This window comes from Roseateles sp. DAIF2, from assembly GCF_015624425.1.
In the GTDB taxonomy this organism is placed as follows: domain Bacteria; phylum Pseudomonadota; class Gammaproteobacteria; order Burkholderiales; family Burkholderiaceae_C; genus Kinneretia.
Map to the genome: position 1 here is coordinate 3,880,899 of NZ_CP049919.1, position 16,939 is coordinate 3,897,837.

A 16,939-nucleotide genomic window follows, 5' to 3' on the forward strand; every position below is an offset into this window, starting at 1 on the left:
AGCGCTGCCTACGCCCGCGCGGCCGGGAAACCGTGCCGCCGGGCCGCCCACACCACGGGCAGCGTGCTGAGCAGGAGCAGCAGCAGCACCGGCGAGAACATGGCGGTGCCGAGGCGCTCCAGCAGCAGCCCGCCGGCGATGCCGCCGCCGGCGATTGCCAGGTTCCAGGCCGTGACCAGCATCGACTGCGCCAGGTCGGCCGCGTCCCCCGCCGTCTTGGCGATGGCGGTCTGGAACAGCGTCGCCGCGCCGCCGAAGGCCAGACCCCAGGCGGCGATCGCGCCGTACACCAGCGCGGGTTCATGACCCGCCAGGCCGAGCGCCAGCGCGGACAGGCCGAACAGGATGGTGCTGGCCAGGGTCAACGCGCGCAGATGGCGGTCGACCAGCAGGCCGACCAGCCAGATGCCCGGCAGGGACGCGAGGCCGAACACCAGCAACACCCGATCGATCCGCCCCGCCATGCCCAGCGCCGCAAGCACCGGCGCGATATAGGTGTAGAGGATGTTGTGCGCCAGCACGAAGGCCAACACCACGAACAGCACCGGGCGCACGCCCGCCACCTGAAAGACCTGGCCCAGCGACGGCCGGCGTCCCGCCGCTTGCCCGGCGAGATCCGGCACCTGGACCCGCACCCACAGCATCAGCAGCAGCGCCAGCCCGCTCATGCCGACAAAGCAGATCCGCCAACCCAGCCACTGGCCGAGAAAGGTGCCCGCCGGCACACCGAGCGACAGCGCCACTGGCGTGCCCACCATCGCGATGGCGATGGCCCTGCCCTTCCGATGCTCGGGCACCAGGCGCGCGGCATAGGCCGCCAGCAGCGCCCACAGCAGCCCGGCCGCCATGCCCGCGAGGAAGCGCGCCACCATCGTCAGCGCAAAGCTGCCGGACAGGGCCGTGACGGTGTTGGCAATGACAAAGCCCGCGAGCGCCGCCAGCAGCAGCGGGCGGCGGCGCAGGCCCTGGGTGGCCGCCGTCAGGGGCATGGCCGCCAGCAGCGAGCCGAGGGCGTAGGCCGTGACGGTCTGCCCGACCCAGGCCTGCGAGACCGCCAGGCCTTGCGCCATCTGCGGCAGCAGCCCGGCCGGCAAGGCCTCGGTCAGGATGGTGATGAAGGCCGCCGTGGCCAGGGCCAGCAGCGCCGCGATCGGCAGGCGGTCCTGTCGGTCGCGGCTCATCGCGCCACCTCCGGGGCGGCGTAGACGGCGTCGCGCAGCTCGGTGACGAAGCGGCCGGACATGCCCTCATACAGCGTATTGGTCAAGGCGACCACGCTCAGGCCCCGCGCGCGATCGACGAACCAGGCATGGCCATAGGCCCCGCCCCAGCGCCAGGTGCCGATCGATTCCGGCGACGCGGCGGCCCGCGGATCCCGCAACACCGAGAAACCCAGGCCGAAACCAAAGCCCGGCGCATTGGGCAGCTCCAGCCCGCCGGTCTGGTCCCGCCCCATCTCCTCGACCAGCTCGCGCGGCAGCAAGCCGCCGCCGCCCCGGCGCAGGGTCTCCAGCAGGCGCAGGAAGTCCCCGGCCGTGCCCGCCATGCCGGCGCCGCCCGAGGCAAAGGCTCCGGTGTCCAGGATGCGGGCCGGGCTGTAGGCGATGCCGACCGCCCCCTCGAAGGGCGACACCGTTTCGCCCTCGGCCAGCCGGTGTGGCTGCGGACTGTCGCTCACATAGGCCGTGGCCAGGCGCCGCGCATCGCGGACCAGGAAGCCGGTGTCCGCCATGCCCAGGGGCCCGGTCACCAGCTGGCGTACGGCTTCGGCCAGCGGCGCGCCCTGGACGCGCTCGACCAGGGCGCCGAGCACATCGGTCGCCAGGGAATAGCCCCAGGCCCCGCCCGGCGCGTACAGCAGGGGCACGCTGGCGATGCGGCGCAGGTTCCCGGCCAGGTCGATGCCCGAAGCGTCGTCCATGCCATCCGAGACGCCGGCGCGCGCATAGGGGCCGTCCGCATCGGCCTCGAAGAAACGATAGCCCAGCCCGGCCCTATGGCTGAGCAGCTGCCGCGCGCTGATGCGCGCCGGGCTGCCATCGGCCAGGCGGGGCCGGAACTCGGGCAGCCAGCGGCCGATGTCATGGTCCAGCTCGAGCCGGCCCTGCGCCACCAGCACCAGCGCCGCGGCCGAGACGATGGGCTTGCTGACCGAGGCCAGCCGGAAGATGCTGTCCAGGGCCATCGGGCGGGCGTCCTCGCGGTCGGCGAAACCCGCAGCCTGCTGGTGGATCAGTTCGCCGTCGCGTGCCACCAGCACGACGGCGCCGACCAGACGCCGCTGGTCCAGCGCCTGCCGGACGACGGTCCGGACCGGCGCCAAAGCGGGCACCGGCGCGACGCCGGCAAGGGGAGAAGCAACGAGGGTGTTCACGGCAAGATCCTTGGTGGAGTGAGTCATGCCGTGACCATAGAAAATGGGCCATTAAAGAAAAAGCTGGCTACAGTTCCTCCTTCTGCGGATCAATATGTCCGCAATCGAGGAAAGGTATGGACAGCCTGAATGGCTTTATGGTGTTCGTGCAGGTCGCCGAGACGCGCAGCTTCGTCGCCGCCGGCCGGCTGCTGGGGGTGTCGGCGTCCGCCATCGGCAAGAGCGTGGCGCGGCTGGAGGAGAAGCTCGCCGTGCGGCTGTTTCACCGCAGCACCCGCAGCATCACGCTGACGGCCGAGGGCACGCTGTTCCTGGAGCGCAGCCGGCGCATCCTGGCCGAGATCGAGGCGGCGGAGCTGGAGCTATCCCGAGCCAGCGGCGCGCCGCGCGGGCGCCTGCGGGTGAGCCTGCCCCTGGTCAGCTCGCTGGTGCTGCCGGTGCTGGGCGAGTTCATGCGCGAGTACCCCGAGATCGAGCTGGACCTGGACTTCACCGACCGCATGGTCGATGTGATCGAGGAAGGCTTCGACGCGGTAGTGCGCACCGGCGAGCCCGGCGACTCGCGCCTCACGGCGCGCCGGCTGGGGTCCTTCCGCTCGCTGCTGGTGGCCTCGCCGGACTATCTCGCGCGGCGCGGCACGCCCCAGGTGCCGGCCGACCTGATGCGGCATGCCTGCCTGCACTACCGCTTCCCCAACAGCGGCAAGCTGGAGCCCTGGACGCTGCGGCAGCCGGCCGAGCCAGCCGAGCTGCAGCTGCCCACCTCGATGATCTGCAACAACATCGAGACGCGCCTGTGCTTCGCGCTGCAGGGGCACGGCATCGCCTTCCTGCCGGACTTCTCCATCCGCGAGTCGCTGGCCGATGGCCGGCTGCGGCCGGTGCTGGCCGATCATGTGGGGCGCAGCGGCGTCTTCCATATGCTGTGGCCGGCGAGCCGGCACCCCTCGCCCAAGGTCAGGGCCCTGGTCGACTTCCTGTGCGCCCGGATCTTCCCGCCATGAAATAAAGAAAAAGGGCGGCCAGGCCGCCCCTTGCTGCGCCGCGAAGGCCGCCTCAGGCCTTCAGCAGCTCGAGTCCGCCCAGATAGGGGCGCAGCACCTCGGGCACCGTGATGCTGCCGTCGGCGTTCTGGTAGTTCTCCAGCACCGCGACCAGCGTGCGGCCGACCGCCAGGCCCGAGCCGTTCAGCGTGTGCACCAGCTCGTTCTTGCCGGCCGCGTTCTTGAAGCGGGCCAGCATCCGGCGCGCCTGGAAGGCGCCCATGTTCGAGCAGGAGCTGATCTCGCGGTAGGTGTTCTGCGCCGGCACCCAGACCTCCAGGTCATAGGTCTTGACCGCGCCGAAGCCCATGTCGCCGCTGCACAGCAGCACCGTGCGATAGGGCAGGCCCAGCTTCTGCAGGATGGCCTCGGCGTGCAGGGTCATCTCCTCCAGCGCGGCCATGCTGTGCTCGGGATGCTCGATGCGCACCATCTCGACCTTGTCGAACTGGTGCTGGCGGATCAGGCCGCGGGTGTCGCGCCCGGCGCTGCCGGCCTCCGAGCGGAAGCAGGGGCTGTGCGCGGTCAGCTTGATCGGCAGCTGGGCCTCGTCCAGCACCTGATCGCGCACGGTGTTGGTCAGCGAGATCTCCGAGGTCGAGATCAGGTACTGCTCCACCTGCTCGTCGTCGCCGCCGCGCAGCACCCAGAACATGTCTTCCTTGAACTTGGGCAGCTGGCCCGTGCCTTCCAGCACCTCGCGGTTGACGATATAGGGCGTGTAGCACTCGGTGTAGCCATGCTCCTCGGTCTGCACGTCCAGCATGAACTGGGCGAGCGCCCGATGCAGCCGGGCCGCCGGGCCCTTCAGGAAGGTGAAGCGCGAGCCGCTCAGCTTAGCGCCGGTCTCGAAGTCCAGGCCCAGCGGGGCGCCCAGGTCGACATGGTCCTTGAGCTCGAAGTCGAAGGCCTTGGGTGCGCCCCAGCGGCGCACCTCGACATTGCCGGTCTCGTCCGCGCCCACCGGCACGCTCTCGTCCGGCAGATTCGGCACGCTCATCAGCATGGTGTTCAGCTCGACCTGGATCGCCTCCAGGCGCTCGGCGCCGGCCTTCAGCGCGTCGCCGATGCCGCCGACCTCGGCCATCAGGGCCGAGGCGTCCTCGCCCTTGCCCTTGGCCATGCCGATCTGCTTGGACAGGCTGTTGCGCTTGGCCTGCAGCTCCTCGGTGCGGGTCTGCACGCCCTTGCGTTCGGTCTCCAGGGCCTTGTAGCGCTCCACGTCCAGGAAGGCCTGCGGGGTCTTGCGGGTGTTCAGGCGCGCGATGACCGCGTCCAGGTCCTTGCGCAGCAGGGTGATGTCGAGCATTTGAATGTTCCTTCTTGATTCGTCGCGATTCTATGGAAGCAAAACGGCGCCCTCGTCGGGCGCCGCGGTCAGTGCCAAAGCGCCGGCTTCAAGATCGGGACGAACTCACCTCGGCCATGGACTTGTCGCCCAGGCCCAGCGGCAGCGGGAAGCGCACATGCTCCTCGACGCCCGGCAGGCTGCGCACCGTCGTCGCGCCCAGGGCGCGCAGGCGCGCGATCACGGCCTGCACCAGCACATCGGGCGCCGAGGCGCCGGCGGTCAGGCCGACGCGCGCGCGACCCTCAAACCATTCCGGCTTCAGGTCCTCTGCGGCGTCGACCATATAGCCCGGCGTGCCCAGACGCTCGGCCAGCTCGCGCAGGCGGTTGCTGTTGGAGCTGGTCGGGCTGCCGACCACGATCACCACGTCCACCTGCGGGGCCAGCACCTTGACCGCGTCCTGGCGGTTCTGGGTGGCGTAGCAGATGTCCTGCTTCTTGGGCTCGCGCACCTGCGGGAAATGGATCTTCACCGCGGCCAGGATCTCGGCCGCGTCGTCGACGCTGAGCGTCGTCTGCGTCACCACGGCCAGCTTCGAGGGGTCCTTGACCCGCACATGCGGCACGTCCGCGGCCTCCTCGACCAGGTAGATGCCGTCGCTGAGCTGGCCCATCGTGCCCTCGACCTCGGGATGCCCCTTGTGGCCGATCATGATGAATTCGTAGCCTTCCTTGCGCAGCTTGGCCACCTCGACATGCACCTTGGTCACCAGCGGGCAGGTCGCGTCGAAGACCTGGAAGCCGCGCTCGGCCGCCTCCTTGCGCACCGCCTGGCTGACGCCATGGGCGCTGAACACCAGGGTCGCACCGGGCGGCACCTCGGCCAGGTCCTCGATGAAGATCGCGCCGCGCGCCTTCAGGTCGTTCACCACATAGGTGTTGTGCACGATCTCGTGGCGCACATAGATCGGCGCGCCGAATTTCTTCAGCGCGCGCTCGACGATCTCGATCGCGCGGTCCACGCCGGCGCAGAAACCGCGCGGTTCGGCCAGCAGCACTTCCTGGGTCGTGGTCACCGTCGTCATCACAGCACCCCGATCACTTGCACTTCGAAGCTCACCGGCTGGCCGGCCAGCGGATGGTTGAAATCGAACAGCAGCCAGTCCTCGCCGACCTCGCGCACCAGGCCGGCATAGCTGCCCTGCCCGTCCGGCGTCGGGAACTGCACCACGTCGCCGAGCTTGTACTCCTCGTCCGGATCGCCCAGCTGGCGCAGCAGCGCCAACTTGACCCGCTGCAGCATCTCGGGGTTGCGCTCGCCGAAGGCCTCGCCCGGCGCCAGCTCGAAACGGCTGCGCGAGCCCTCGGCCAGGCCGATCAGGCGCGCCTCGATCGCGGGCGCCAGCTCGCCGGTGCCCAGGGACAGGGTGGCCGGCTTGTCATTGAAGGTGTTGACCAGGTCGCCGCCGTCCGGCCCCGCCAAACGATAGTGCAGGGTCAGGAAGGAGCCGGCCTGGATGAGATTCTGGGTCATGGTTTGTTCGCTAGACTGCGCGGATTTTAAGGCCCCGGCCTCATCCCTCGTCCCTGCTCCTCATTTTTCATGCCTCTCGATCATCTGCCGCCCGAGGCGCGCCCGCGCGAAAAGCTGCTGGCGCGCGGCCCTGGCGCCCTGGCCGACGCCGAACTGCTGGCCCTGCTGCTGCGCACCGGCCTGCCGGGCCGGCCGGTGCTGCAGCTGGCGCAAGCCCTGCTGGACGAGTTCGGCGGCTGGCCGGGCCTCTTGCATGCCGGCGTCGCCGACCTGGCGCGCGTCAAGGGCCTGGGCCCGGCCAAGCGGGCCGAGATCGCCGCGGTGCTGGAGATCGCGCGCCGCTCCCTGAGCGCCGAGCTGGCCAGCCGGCCGGTGTTCGAATCGCCCGAGGCTGTGCGCCAGTTCCTGCGCCTGAAACTGGCCGGCCTGACGCATGAGGTGTTCGCGGTGCTGTTCCTCGATGCCCAGCACCGCCTGATGGCGATGGAGGAGATGTTCCGCGGCAGCCTGACCCAGACCTCGGTCTACCCGCGCGAGGTGGTCAAGCGCGCGCTGGAGCTCGGTGCGGCGGCGGTGATCCTGGCCCACAACCACCCGTCCGGCGTGGCCGAGCCCTCCCGCGCCGACCAGGCCCTGACCGAGGCGCTGTCCAAGGCCCTGGCCCTGGTCGATATCCGCGTGCTGGACCATCTGGTGGTCGGCGCCGGCGAAGCGGTCTCGATGGCCGAGCGGGGGCTCTTGTGAAGGGCAGCCTGCACAGCCTGCAGGACCTGAAGAGCCTGCAGCGCGAGCTCCAGCTGGCGCGCAAGCTGGCCGAGGAGGCCGCCGAGCGCCGTGCCGCGCTGCTGCGCCTGGCCGAGCAGGAGCGGCGCGCCTTCGAGCTGGCGATCGGCCCGATCACCCAGCTCAAGGCCAGCCAGCGCGAGCGCGTCGAGCATGAGCGCGTGCCGCCGGCGCCGGAGCCGCTGCAGCGCCAGGCCGACGAGCGCGCGGCGCTCTTGCAGGCGCTGTCGGACGATTTCGACGTCGACTCGCTGCTCGAGACCGACGAGACCCTGTCCTTTCGCCGCCCCGAGATCGGGCCGGAGACGGTCAGAAAGCTGCGCCGCGGTCATTGGGCGCTGCAGGGCCAGATCGACCTGCACGGCCTGCGCCGCGACCAGGCGCGCGAGGCGCTGGGCGGCTTCATCGTCGAGAGTGCCAAGCGCGGCCTGCGCTGCGTACGCGTCGTGCATGGCAAGGGCAACGGCTCGCCGGGCCGCGAACCGATCCTGAAGAGCCGCGTGCGACGCTGGCTGGTGCAGAAGGCCGAGGTGCTGGCCTTCGTCCAGGCCCGCGCCAGCGATGGCGGCAGCGGCGCGCTGATGGTGTTGCTGCAGGGCACGCCGGCCTGAGGCCGGCTCAGAGCCGCTTGACGACGGGCTGGTTGACCATCCAGTCGGCGGTGCCGGCGAAGGACTCGCCCAGGCGCCGCTGCAGCTCGGGGTCCAGTTCGACCTCGGCCATGGCCTGGCGCATGCAGGCCATCCACTGGTCGCGCTCGACAATGCCGATCTTGAACGGCAGATGCCGCGCACGCAGGCGCGGGTGGCCGAAGCGCTCGACGAAATAGTCGGGCCCGCCCAACCAGCCGCACAGGAACCAGAAGAACTTGTCGCGCGAGCCCTCAAGCGTGGGCGGATGCACGGCGCGCAGCTCGGCGTAGCCGGGCTCCAGATCCATCAGGTCGTAGAAGCGGTCCACCAGGCCGCGCACCGCGGCCTCGCCGCCGACCCAGTCGAAGGCGGTGGCCGGCCCCGCGGTCTCGGTGCCCGCGCTCATGCGAGCAGCTTGGCCGCCAAAGCCTTGATGCCCTGGGCCGCGTCGCTGCCCGGGTAATGGTCCAGCAGCAGCTGGCGCTTGAGCACCGCCTGGCGCACCGTCGCGTCGACCTTGACCTCGCCCTGCAGTTCCAGCTTGAAGGGTTGGCCAGCGCCGACGAAGCGCTGCAGCACCTGCTGCAGTTGGCCGCAGATCAGCTTGCCCTCGCCGGGGCGGCCGGCCTGGTTGACCACCAGGCCCACCTGGCGCCGCCCCTGCTGGGTGGCCAGCACCTTGATCGTCGCGTAGGCGTCGGTCAGCGAGGTCGGCTCGGGCGTCGCGACGACCAGCACGTCATGCGCCATCGCCACCGCGAACAGCACCACGTCGGAGATGCCCGCGCCGGTATCCAGCAGCACCCAGTCGAAGCGCGGCTTGACCTGCTCCACGATGTCCAGCAGCTTGTCGCGCACCTCGGGCGTCAGCCGGGAGTACTCGACCATGCCGGAGCCGGCCAGCAGCACCGAGAAGCCGCCCGGGGCCGGCAGGATCGCCTGCTCCAAGGTCGCCTTGTCGGTGAAGACGTCGTGCAGGGTCAGCTTGGGGTGCAGGTTCAGCACCACGTCCAGATTGGCCAGACCCAGGTCGGCATCCAGCACCAGCACACGCTGCCCCTGGGCCGCCAGGGCGGCGGCCAGGTTGGCGGTCACGAAGGTCTTGCCCACGCCTCCCTTGCCGCTGGTGACGGCAAGCGTACGGGCGCCCGCGCGCGGCCTTGCACTGGGCAAGGAACCGGCCGGGACTGGTGCAGCAGGTGTTGTACTCATTCACTATCCTGTTGCGTTACTGCGAACAACATGCCTTTTTCCTCGGCGCTCACCAGCGAGTCGGTGTGCGGCTCCAGGCAGGCGCGATTGCGCCCCTCGGCCTTGGCGCGGTAGAGCTGGCGGTCCGCCCGCTCGATCCACAGCAGCGAGGAGGAGCGCACCCATTGCGGCGCGAAGGCCCCGCCCAGGCTGACCGTCACCTGCAGCTGCTGGCCGGGCGAGACTTCGACCCGTTGTTCCGCCACCCGCTCGCGCAGGCGCTCGGCCACCGTGGCGCCGAAGCTGGTCGGGCAGTTGGGCAGGATGATGGCGAATTCCTCGCCGCCGACCCGCGCCACCGTGTCCATCGGCCGCACCGTCTGGCCGATCGCCCGGGCGACCGATTGGATCACCATATCGCCGGCGATATGGCCATGGCTGTCGTTGACGGCCTTGAAATGGTCGATGTCCAGCATCATCAAGAGGGCCGGCTCGCCGGAGCGGGCCACCCGGTCCACCTCGCGCCCCAGCGCCATCTCGAAGCTGCGGCGGTTGACCAGACCGGTCAGCGCGTCCTTGCTGGAGAGATCGCACAGGGCATCCACCAGCCCCTGCAGCCAGTCAGGACTGTAGGGTTCGGCCTCGGGCAGCAGGGCGCCGGCCTGCTGCAGCAGCTGCAGGGCCTGCTCCAGCTGCAGCTGGCGCGCGTCGATCAGCGATGGGGATGAAGGGCTGGTGTCCAAGGAGCTCCCGAGGAAGTCGCGGCAGTCTAGCAGTGCGCCACCAACGCCAGGATGCGAAAAAACGCCCCACATGTCAGCTACTTCGCACTATCCTGGACCGGGAGCGCGCGGACACTGGCGCTCGATGCAAAATCGAGCCCTGCGCGCACGGCGCACAGAACAATCCCACACATGCCCGTAGCACCGAGTCCCTCCATGGCAGCCGCTGAAACCATCGACCATGAATTCAGTTTCAGCCGCGCCGATTTCGATCGCGTGCGCCAGCTGATCTACAAACATGCCGGCATCAGCCTGCACGACGGCAAGCACGCCATGGTCTACAGCCGGCTCTCGCGCCGGCTGCGCGATACCGGGCACCGCAGCTTCGCCAGCTATCTGCAATGGCTGGAGGCTGCCACCGGCCCGCAGGCCGACCAGGAATGGCAGGAATTCGTCAATTGCCTGACCACCAACCTGACCGCCTTCTTCCGCGAGGAGCACCATTTCCACGCGCTGGCCGACGACCTGAAGCCGCTGGCCGGCAAGCCGGTGCGCATCTGGTGCTGCGCCGCCTCCACCGGCGAGGAGCCCTATTCGATCGCGATCACCTGCAGCGAGGCCCTGGGCAGCAGTGCCTCGGTGCAGATCGTCTCCAGCGACATCGACACCAATGTGCTGAACACCGCGCGGCGCGGCGTCTACAACGCCGATGCGCGCGGCCTCAGCCCGCAGCGCCTGAAGAACTTCTTCATGCGCGGCACCGGCGCCAACGAGGGCAAGATCCGCGTCAAGCCCGAGCTGCAGCGCTGGATCGAGTTCCGCACCCTGAACCTGATGGACCAGCAATGGTCGCTGGGCGAGCCCTTCCAGATCGTGTTCTGCCGCAACGTGATGATCTATTTCGATGCGCCGACCCAGCGCAAGGTGCTGGAGCGCATCCACCGGGTGATGAAGCCCCATGGCCTGCTGTTCGTCGGCCACTCGGAGAACTTCACCGAGTCGCGCGACCTGTTCCGCCTGCGCGGCAAGACCATCTACGAGAAGGTCTGACCATCACCGCGCTCAAGAAACCGCAACCCGAGGCCGATACCTACCCATGAGCACGCCCCCGCCCCCGGCCGGCACCGGCCTGAGTTTCAGCAGTGGCGCAGGCGCGGCGCGGGTCGCGCAGCTGAAGGCCCAGTCCCGCAAGTCCGGCGAAGCCTCCTTCTTCTTCTACGACGCGCATTTCAAGAACGCCGCCGTCAAGGTGCTGCCCGGCGAATACTTCGTCGACAACGAGGACCTGCTGGTGATGACCACCCTCGGCTCCTGCATCGCCGCCTGCCTGTGGGACCGCCATGCCCAGATCGGCGGCATGAACCATTTCATGCTGCCTGAGGGCGCTGGCGATTCCGGCCGCTACGGCAGCTTCGCGATGGAGTTGCTGATCAACGAGATGATGAAGCGCGGCGCCGCCAAGAGCCGCATGGAAGCCAAGATCTTCGGCGGCGGTGCGGTGATCTCCGGCATGAACACCATCAATGTCGGCGAGCGCAACACCAACTTCGTGCTGGACTATCTGAAGACCGAGCGCATTCCCGTCGTCTCCAAGGACGTGATGGATGTCTACCCGCGCAAGGTCTGCTTCCTGCCGCATAGCGGCAAGGCCATGGTCAAGCGCCTGGCCCCAACCAATACCGATGCATTGATACAGCAGGACCGTGCCGCGGCACAGAAGGCTCAACCGGTGGTCGCCAGCGGTGGCTCCATCGATCTGTTCTGACCCGGCCCCCTGCACCCTGGAGTAGTAAACATGGCCAAGACCAAAGTGGTGGTGGTGGACGATTCGGCGCTGGTGCGCTCCATCCTCACCGAGATCATCAACCGCCAGCCCGACATGGAATGCACCGGCGCTGCCGCCGACCCGCTGGTGGCGCGCGAGATGATCCGCACCCTCAACCCCGACGTGATCACCCTGGACGTCGAGATGCCCAAGATGGACGGGCTGGACTTCCTGTCGCGCCTGATGCGCCTGCGGCCGATGCCGGTCGTGATGGTCTCGACCCTGACCGAGCGCGGCGCCGAGGTGACCCTGAAGGCGCTGGAGCTGGGCGCGATCGACTTCGTCGCCAAGCCCAAGATCGGCGTCGCCGACGGCATCCGCCAGCTGGCCCAGGACATCACCGACAAGATCCGCGTCGCCGCCAAGGCCCATATCCGCCGCGCGCCGGCGCCCGCCCCGGCCGCGGCCGGCGGTGCCGCCGCGCCGGCCAAGCCGGTCACGATGGCCAGCATCGGCCGGCTCTCGACCGAGAAGATCATCTTCATCGGTGCCTCCACCGGCGGCACCGAGGCCACCAAGGATGTGCTGGTGAACCTGCCGGCCGACTGCCCGGCCGTCGTGATCACCCAGCACATGCCGCCGGGCTTCACCAAGAGCTATGCGGCGCGGCTGGATGGGCTGTGCAAGATCCGCGTCAAGGAGGCGCAGGACGGCGAGCGCATCCTGCCCGGCCATGGCTATATCGCCCCGGGCGGCTTCCATCTGAGCGTCGAGCGCTCCGGCGCCAACTACATCGCGCGCGTGCAGGACGGCGACCCGGTGAACCGCCACAAGCCCTCGGTCGAGGTGCTGTTCCACTCGGCCGCCAAGGTCGTCGGCCCCAACGCGCTGGGCATCATGCTGACCGGCATGGGTGCCGATGGCGCCAAGGCGATGAAGGTGATGAAGGACGCCGGCTCCTACAACTTCGTGCAGGACGAGGCCACCTGCGTGGTGTTCGGCATGCCGCGCGAGGCGATCGCCGCCGGTGCGGCCGACGAGGTGCTGCCGCTGCAGCAGATCGCGCCGCGCCTGATCGAGCGCCTGCGCAGCACCGCCGGCATGTCGCTGAACCGCGTCTAAGGCGCGCGCCATGCGGCCCGGCGTGTGACCTACACCACGCTGGCGCCGGCTGCGGACGCGGGCACGGGCCCGATTCCCGAGCCTGTCATATTTGTAAGGCAGTCTGGCGGCCTCAACAAAGCCGCCGATGATGAGTGCCCTGCCCCGGACCGAACGCCCGCTGCCCCTGCGGGTGCAGACCCTGATCAACGAGGATCTGCTGACCACCCTGTTCCAGCCCGTCGTGCGCCTGGACAGCGGCCTGATCTACGGCCATGAGGCCCTGGTGCGCGGCCCGCTGGGCAGCGCGCTGGAATACCCCGACGCGCTGTTCGCCGCCGGCCGCCGCGAGGGCCTGTCGGTGGAGCTGGAGGTGCGCTGCGCGCTGCAGGCGCTGAAGGACTGGAGCAGCCTGAAGCTTCCCGGCAAGCTGCTGCTGAACATGAGCGCCTCGGCGCTGGCACGCGCCAGCGCCGACGAGCAATGGCAGCGCAACATGGCGATCTGCGATCAGTACGGCGTGCAGCCGATGGACCTGATGATCGAGCTGACCGAGCATGAGCGGGTCGCCGACATCGAGGTGCTGCGCCGCGCGATCACCGCCCTGCGCCGCCAGGGCGTGGGCATTGCGCTGGACGATTTCGGCGACGGCCGCAGCTCGCTGCGCCTGTGGTCCGAGATCCAGCCCGACCTGGTCAAGATCGACAAGTACTTCAGCCACGACCTGCCGGCCCATGCCGAGAAGCTGCAGACCTTCCGCGCGCTGCTGCAACTGGCCGAGACCTTCGGCGCCCAGCTGGTGGCCGAGGGCATCGAGACCGCCGAGGAGCTGCGCGTGCTGCGCGACCTGGGCGTGGCCTTCGGCCAGGGCTGGTTCCTCGGCCGGCCCGCTCGCGAGGGCGCGCGCGAGCCGCTGGCCGCCGCGCAGGAGGTGCTGTCCAGCAGCGACATTGCGGTGCTGCCCGAGCTGCGCCGCGCCGCGGTCAGCGGGGTCAAGGCCGAGCGCCTGATGATGAGCGCGCCGGCGGTGGCCGAGAGCCTGACCCATGAGCAGCTGTATCGCCTGTTCGAGCAGCATGAGAGCCTGCATGCGATGGCGGTGCTGGACGAGCAGGAGCGCCCGGTGGCGCTGATCGACCGCAGCCAGTTCATCGCGCGCTGGGCCAAGCCCTTTTTCATGGACCTCTACGGCCGCCGCCCCTGCACCCTGTTCGCCAACACCACGCCGCTGGTGGTCGACGCCGACACCGGCATCGAGGCCCTGACCTCGGTGCTGACCTCGGCCGACCAGCGCTATCTGCGCGAGGGCTTCATCATCACCCGCGGCGGGCGCTACCTGGGCCTGGGCACCGGCGAGCAGCTGGTGCGCTCGGTCACCGAGGCGCGCATCGAGGCAGCGCGCCATGCCAACCCGCTGACCTTCCTGCCCGGCAACATCCCGATCAGCCAGCATATCGGCCGCCTGATCGCCAGCGGCCGCAGCTTCGTCGCCGCCTATGCCGACCTGAACCATTTCAAGCCCTTCAACGATGAGTACGGCTACTGGCGCGGCGACGAGATGATCCGCCTGGTGGCGCGAGTGATCGGCAGCCATTGCGACAGCCAGCGCGATTTCGTCGGCCATGTCGGCGGCGACGACTTCGTCGTGCTGTTCCAGAGCGACGACTGGGAGCAGCGCTGCGAGGACATCGTGGTGCGCTTCAACGAGCTGGCGCGCGGCCTGTTCGACGCCGAGGCCCTGGCCGCCGGCGGCATCATGGCGGAGGACCGCCATGGCGAGCGGCGCTTCCACCCCTGCACCACCCTGTCGATCGGTGCGGTGCGCGTCGCGCCGGGCAGCCTGGCGCGCTCCGAGGATGTGGCCACCGCCGCCGCCACCGCCAAGCGCCATGCCAAGCATGGCCAGCTCAGCATCTACGTGATGGCGGCTTGAGTCCTTACTCGGCCAGGAACAGCGACTGCAGGTCGCTGAGGAAGTCAAAGCCCAGCGGCGTCGGCGCGAGGCGCGCCGGGTCGGACTGCAGCAGGCCCTTGGCGCGGGCGCGCTCGGCCGCCTTCAGGATGCTGGTGGCCGGCAGGCCGGTGCGCTCCAGATAGGTCGCAAGCGGCACGCCCTCCTTCAGGCGCAGCGCATTGAGCATGAACTCGAAGGGCAGCTCCTTGGCGCCCACCTCCTGCTCGTTCGACACCGCCTGACCCTCCAGCGCCTTGGCCATATAGGCGGCCGGCTCGCGCCAGCGCACCTGGCGCAGCACGCGGTGCGCGAAGCTGAGCTTGCTGTGCGCGCCGGCACCGATGCCGAGGTAGTCGCCGAACTGCCAGTAGTTCAGGTTGTGCTCGCAGCGGTGGCCGGCACCCGCATAGGCCGAGACCTCGTAGCGCTCCATGCCGGCGACACCGGTCCTGGCGGTGATCAGGTCCAGCATCTCGCTGGCCAGGTCCGGATCCGGCAGATGCTCGGGCGGCCGGGTCGCGAACATCGTGTTCGGCTCGATCGTCAGGTGGTAGACCGACAGATGCGGCGGCGCGAAGGCCAGCGCGGTGTCGAGCTCCAGCGCCAGCTCGTCCAGGCTCTGGCCGGGCAGCGCATACATCAGGTCGATGTTGAAGGTGTCGAAGCAGGCTGCGGCCTCGGTGAGCGCAGCCTTCGCCTGCTCGCTGCTGTGCACGCGGCCCAGGGCCTTCAGCTTCGCATCGTCGAAGCTCTGCACGCCGACCGAGAGCCGCGTCACGCCCGCCTCGCGAAAGCCCTTGAAGCGCTCGCGCTCGAAGGTGCCGGGATTGGCCTCCAGCGTGATCTCGCAGTCGGCCTCCAGGCGCAGGCGCGCGCGCAGGTCCGAGATCAGCTCGCCGATCTGCTCCGGCGCGAACAGGCTGGGGGTGCCACCGCCGATGAAGATGCTGACCACGCTGCGACCCCAGATCAGCGGCAGCGCCGCCTCCAGGTCGGCGCGCAGCGCGGCCAGGTAGGCGCGCGCGGTGTCGGCGGGTAACTCCCTGCCGCCCTGCCACTCATGCGAGTTGAAATCGCAATAGGGGCATTTGCGCAGGCACCAGGGCAGGTGCACGTACAGCGACAGCGGCGGCAGCGCGGCCAGGCTCAACTGCCCGGGGCGCATCAGCTTGATGATCTCGGCCATGACTTCAGCCTCCGGGGTTCAACCCAGGTGCCAGACCTCGCGCATCTGCCGGACCAGGTCGACCGAGGCCAGCGCGCGGTGGCTCAGCGCATTCTTCTGCGCCGCCGACAGCTGCGCAACGCTGGCGCCCAGCGCGGGAATGAACATCAGCGGGTCATAGCCGAAACCGCCCTCGCCCTGCGGCACGCGCAGGATCTCGCCCTGCCAGCGGCCCATCGCGATCAGCGGCTCCGGATCCGCGGCCGAGCGCACCGCGACCAGCGCGCTGACGAAGCGTGCGCCGCGCTGTTCGATGCCGGCCATCTTCTCCAGCAGCACCGCGTTGTTCTCGGCGTCGCTCTTGGCGCGGCCGAACAGGGTGGCATAGCGAGCCGATAGCACGCCGGGCGCGCCTTCCAGGGCCTCGACCGCCAGGCCCGAATCGTCGGCCAGGGCCGGCAGGCCGCTGGCCTGCGCGGCATGGCGGGCCTTGGTCAGCGCGTTCTCGACGAAGCTGTCGAACGGTTCTTCGGCCTCGGGAATGCCCAGCGAGCCCTGGGTCACCAGCTCGACGCCCAGCGGCGCGAACAGGGCCTGCAGCTCAACCAGCTTCTTGGCGTTGTTGGACGCGAGAACAATCTTCATGCCGCCAGCGCCGCCTGCTGGGCCGCCAGCAGCTCGCGGATGCCCTTCTCGGCCAGGTCCAGCAGCGCATTCATCTCGGCGCGGGTGAAGGCCACGCCCTCGGCCGTGCCCTGCAGCTCGACGAAGCCGCTGCTGCCGGTCATCACCACATTCATGTCGGTGTCGCAGGCCGAATCCTCGGTGTACTCGAGGTCCAGCAGCGGCACGCCGTCGACGATGCCGACCGAGATCGCGGCCACCGCGTCACGGATCGGCGAGGCCGCGATCTTGCCCTCGGCCAGCAGCCAGCTGACCGCATCATGCGCGGCGACGAAGGCGCCGGTGATCGCCGCGGTGCGGGTGCCACCGTCGGCCTGGATCACGTCGCAATCCAGCGAGATGGTGCGCTCGCCCAGGGCCTTGAGGTCGAACACGCAGCGCAGCGAGCGACCGATCAGGCGCTGGATCTCCTGCGTGCGGCCGCTCTGCTTGCCGCGCGCGGCCTCGCGGTCGCCGCGGGTATGGGTGGCGCGCGGCAGCATGCCGTATTCGGCCGTGACCCAGCCCTCGCCCGAGCCGCGCTTGTGCGGTGGCACCTTCTCTTCGACCGAGGCGGTGCACAGCACCTTGGTCTCGCCGAACTCGACCAGCACCGAACCCTCGGCATAACGGGTGTAGCGACGCGTCAGGCGCACCGGACGCAGCGCGTCGGCCGCGCGACCAGCGGCGCGGGGCGCCGTCTCGAGCTTGCTCATGGAATC

The 16,939-nt window shown here is 69.5% G+C and carries 18 protein-coding genes; 7 read left to right on the plus strand and 11 right to left on the minus strand.

Annotated features, from left to right (window positions below):
- Positions 1 to 8: 8 nt before the first annotated feature.
- Positions 9 to 1,181, minus strand: coding sequence for an MFS transporter (locus G8A07_RS18090; protein WP_195793395.1), 1,173 nt, complete (start codon positions 1,179 to 1,181; stop codon positions 9 to 11).
- Complete coding sequence (locus G8A07_RS18095; RefSeq protein WP_195793396.1) at positions 1,178 to 2,401, minus strand: serine hydrolase; 1,224 nt, start codon at positions 2,399 to 2,401, stop codon at positions 1,178 to 1,180. Before G8A07_RS18095 ends, G8A07_RS18090 begins: the two co-directional genes overlap by 4 nt.
- Positions 2,402 to 2,490: 89 nt before the next feature.
- Between G8A07_RS18095 and G8A07_RS18100 the strand changes: the two genes are divergently transcribed.
- Positions 2,491 to 3,378: a LysR family transcriptional regulator gene (locus G8A07_RS18100; protein WP_195793397.1), complete on the plus strand. Its 888-nt coding sequence runs from the start codon at positions 2,491 to 2,493 to the stop codon at positions 3,376 to 3,378.
- 52 nt (positions 3,379 to 3,430) lie between these two features.
- Here the strand turns inward: G8A07_RS18100 and serS are convergent, their stop codons facing one another.
- The 3 genes from serS to G8A07_RS18115 form a co-directional block, all read right to left on the minus strand.
- Complete coding sequence (gene serS, locus G8A07_RS18105) at positions 3,431 to 4,726, minus strand: serine--tRNA ligase (protein ID WP_195793398.1); 1,296 nt, start codon at positions 4,724 to 4,726, stop codon at positions 3,431 to 3,433.
- An 88-nt stretch (positions 4,727 to 4,814) separates the two neighbouring features.
- Positions 4,815 to 5,792, minus strand: coding sequence for a 4-hydroxy-3-methylbut-2-enyl diphosphate reductase (gene ispH, locus G8A07_RS18110; protein ID WP_195793399.1), 978 nt, complete (start codon positions 5,790 to 5,792; stop codon positions 4,815 to 4,817).
- The gene (locus tag G8A07_RS18115; protein ID WP_195793400.1) at positions 5,792 to 6,241 is read right to left on the minus strand and encodes a peptidylprolyl isomerase; all 450 of its coding nucleotides are present in this window, start codon (positions 6,239 to 6,241) and stop codon (positions 5,792 to 5,794) included. The genes ispH and G8A07_RS18115 overlap by 1 nt, the downstream gene beginning before the upstream one ends.
- A 69-nt stretch (positions 6,242 to 6,310) precedes the next feature.
- On the opposite strand from G8A07_RS18115, the gene radC reads away from it, so the two are divergent.
- Positions 6,311 to 6,985, plus strand: a complete 675-nt coding sequence (gene radC, locus G8A07_RS18120) for a DNA repair protein RadC (protein WP_195793401.1) — start codon at positions 6,311 to 6,313, stop codon at positions 6,983 to 6,985.
- On the plus strand, positions 6,982 to 7,635 hold the full coding sequence (locus G8A07_RS18125; RefSeq protein ID WP_195793402.1) for a Smr/MutS family protein: 654 nt from the start codon (positions 6,982 to 6,984) through the stop codon (positions 7,633 to 7,635). Before radC ends, G8A07_RS18125 begins: the two co-directional genes overlap by 4 nt.
- A gap of 7 nt (positions 7,636 to 7,642) precedes the next feature.
- On the opposite strand, the gene G8A07_RS18130 is transcribed toward G8A07_RS18125, so the two are convergent.
- The 3 genes from G8A07_RS18130 to G8A07_RS18140 are packed head-to-tail and all read right to left on the minus strand — an operon-like array spanning position 7,643 to position 9,590.
- Positions 7,643 to 8,062 carry a group II truncated hemoglobin gene (locus G8A07_RS18130; protein ID WP_195793403.1) on the minus strand — a complete coding sequence of 140 codons (420 nt, stop codon included), beginning with the start codon at positions 8,060 to 8,062 and terminating at the stop codon, positions 7,643 to 7,645.
- Positions 8,059 to 8,868, minus strand: coding sequence for a MinD/ParA family protein (locus G8A07_RS18135; RefSeq protein WP_195793404.1), 810 nt, complete (start codon positions 8,866 to 8,868; stop codon positions 8,059 to 8,061). Before G8A07_RS18135 ends, G8A07_RS18130 begins: the two co-directional genes overlap by 4 nt.
- The gene (locus G8A07_RS18140) at positions 8,865 to 9,590 is read right to left on the minus strand and encodes a GGDEF domain-containing protein (RefSeq protein WP_249937043.1); all 726 of its coding nucleotides are present in this window, start codon (positions 9,588 to 9,590) and stop codon (positions 8,865 to 8,867) included. Before G8A07_RS18140 ends, G8A07_RS18135 begins: the two co-directional genes overlap by 4 nt.
- 195 nt (positions 9,591 to 9,785) lie before the next feature.
- On the opposite strand from G8A07_RS18140, the gene G8A07_RS18145 reads away from it, so the two are divergent.
- The 4 genes from G8A07_RS18145 to G8A07_RS18160 all read left to right on the plus strand — a co-directional run bounded on the left by G8A07_RS18145 (position 9,786) and on the right by G8A07_RS18160 (position 14,368).
- Complete coding sequence (locus G8A07_RS18145; protein ID WP_371816380.1) at positions 9,786 to 10,619, plus strand: CheR family methyltransferase; 834 nt, start codon at positions 9,786 to 9,788, stop codon at positions 10,617 to 10,619.
- A 46-nt stretch (positions 10,620 to 10,665) separates the two neighbouring features.
- The gene (gene cheD, locus G8A07_RS18150; RefSeq protein WP_195793407.1) at positions 10,666 to 11,334 is read left to right on the plus strand and encodes a chemoreceptor glutamine deamidase CheD; all 669 of its coding nucleotides are present in this window, start codon (positions 10,666 to 10,668) and stop codon (positions 11,332 to 11,334) included.
- 30 nt (positions 11,335 to 11,364) lie between these two features.
- A complete protein-coding gene (locus tag G8A07_RS18155) occupies positions 11,365 to 12,456 on the plus strand; it encodes a chemotaxis response regulator protein-glutamate methylesterase (RefSeq protein WP_195793408.1) in 1,092 nt (363 codons plus the stop codon).
- Positions 12,457 to 12,583: 127 nt separating this feature from the next.
- On the plus strand, positions 12,584 to 14,368 hold the full coding sequence (locus G8A07_RS18160; RefSeq protein WP_195793409.1) for a GGDEF domain-containing protein: 1,785 nt from the start codon (positions 12,584 to 12,586) through the stop codon (positions 14,366 to 14,368).
- Between the two features lie 4 nt (positions 14,369 to 14,372).
- Here the strand turns inward: G8A07_RS18160 and hemW are convergent, their stop codons facing one another.
- From hemW to rph, 3 genes are read right to left on the minus strand one after another with little or no spacing between them, the layout of a single operon-like run.
- Positions 14,373 to 15,575, minus strand: coding sequence for a radical SAM family heme chaperone HemW (hemW, locus tag G8A07_RS18165; RefSeq protein ID WP_195793410.1), 1,203 nt, complete (start codon positions 15,573 to 15,575; stop codon positions 14,373 to 14,375).
- Between the two features lie 18 nt (positions 15,576 to 15,593).
- Positions 15,594 to 16,199 carry an RdgB/HAM1 family non-canonical purine NTP pyrophosphatase gene (gene rdgB, locus G8A07_RS18170; RefSeq protein ID WP_195793411.1) on the minus strand — a complete coding sequence of 202 codons (606 nt, stop codon included), beginning with the start codon at positions 16,197 to 16,199 and terminating at the stop codon, positions 15,594 to 15,596.
- Positions 16,196 to 16,933 carry a ribonuclease PH gene (rph, locus tag G8A07_RS18175; protein ID WP_195793412.1) on the minus strand — a complete coding sequence of 246 codons (738 nt, stop codon included), beginning with the start codon at positions 16,931 to 16,933 and terminating at the stop codon, positions 16,196 to 16,198. Before rph ends, rdgB begins: the two co-directional genes overlap by 4 nt.
- Between the last annotated feature and the right edge of the window lie 6 nt (positions 16,934 to 16,939).

Excerpts from the sequence above, each read along its gene's own strand:
- cheD (WP_195793407.1), top strand. The coding sequence starts at position 10,666 with ATGAGCACGCCCCCGCCCCCGGCCGGCACCGGCCTGAGTTTCAGCAGT.
- rph (WP_195793412.1), bottom strand. The coding sequence starts at position 16,933 with ATGAGCAAGCTCGAGACGGCGCCCCGCGCCGCTGGTCGCGCGGCCGAC.
- ispH (WP_195793399.1), bottom strand. The coding sequence starts at position 5,792 with ATGACGACGGTGACCACGACCCAGGAAGTGCTGCTGGCCGAACCGCGC.
- radC (WP_195793401.1), top strand. The coding sequence starts at position 6,311 with ATGCCTCTCGATCATCTGCCGCCCGAGGCGCGCCCGCGCGAAAAGCTG.
- hemW (WP_195793410.1), bottom strand. The coding sequence starts at position 15,575 with ATGGCCGAGATCATCAAGCTGATGCGCCCCGGGCAGTTGAGCCTGGCC.
- G8A07_RS18145 (WP_371816380.1), top strand. The coding sequence starts at position 9,786 with ATGGCAGCCGCTGAAACCATCGACCATGAATTCAGTTTCAGCCGCGCC.
- G8A07_RS18155 (WP_195793408.1), top strand. The coding sequence starts at position 11,365 with ATGGCCAAGACCAAAGTGGTGGTGGTGGACGATTCGGCGCTGGTGCGC.
- G8A07_RS18130 (WP_195793403.1), bottom strand. The coding sequence starts at position 8,062 with ATGAGCGCGGGCACCGAGACCGCGGGGCCGGCCACCGCCTTCGACTGG.
- G8A07_RS18115 (WP_195793400.1), bottom strand. The coding sequence starts at position 6,241 with ATGACCCAGAATCTCATCCAGGCCGGCTCCTTCCTGACCCTGCACTAT.
- rdgB (WP_195793411.1), bottom strand. The coding sequence starts at position 16,199 with ATGAAGATTGTTCTCGCGTCCAACAACGCCAAGAAGCTGGTTGAGCTG.
- G8A07_RS18135 (WP_195793404.1), bottom strand. The coding sequence starts at position 8,868 with ATGAGTACAACACCTGCTGCACCAGTCCCGGCCGGTTCCTTGCCCAGT.
- G8A07_RS18095 (WP_195793396.1), bottom strand. The coding sequence starts at position 2,401 with ATGACTCACTCCACCAAGGATCTTGCCGTGAACACCCTCGTTGCTTCT.
- G8A07_RS18090 (WP_195793395.1), bottom strand. The coding sequence starts at position 1,181 with ATGAGCCGCGACCGACAGGACCGCCTGCCGATCGCGGCGCTGCTGGCC.
- G8A07_RS18100 (WP_195793397.1), top strand. The coding sequence starts at position 2,491 with ATGGACAGCCTGAATGGCTTTATGGTGTTCGTGCAGGTCGCCGAGACG.
- serS (WP_195793398.1), bottom strand. The coding sequence starts at position 4,726 with ATGCTCGACATCACCCTGCTGCGCAAGGACCTGGACGCGGTCATCGCG.
- G8A07_RS18160 (WP_195793409.1), top strand. The coding sequence starts at position 12,584 with ATGATGAGTGCCCTGCCCCGGACCGAACGCCCGCTGCCCCTGCGGGTG.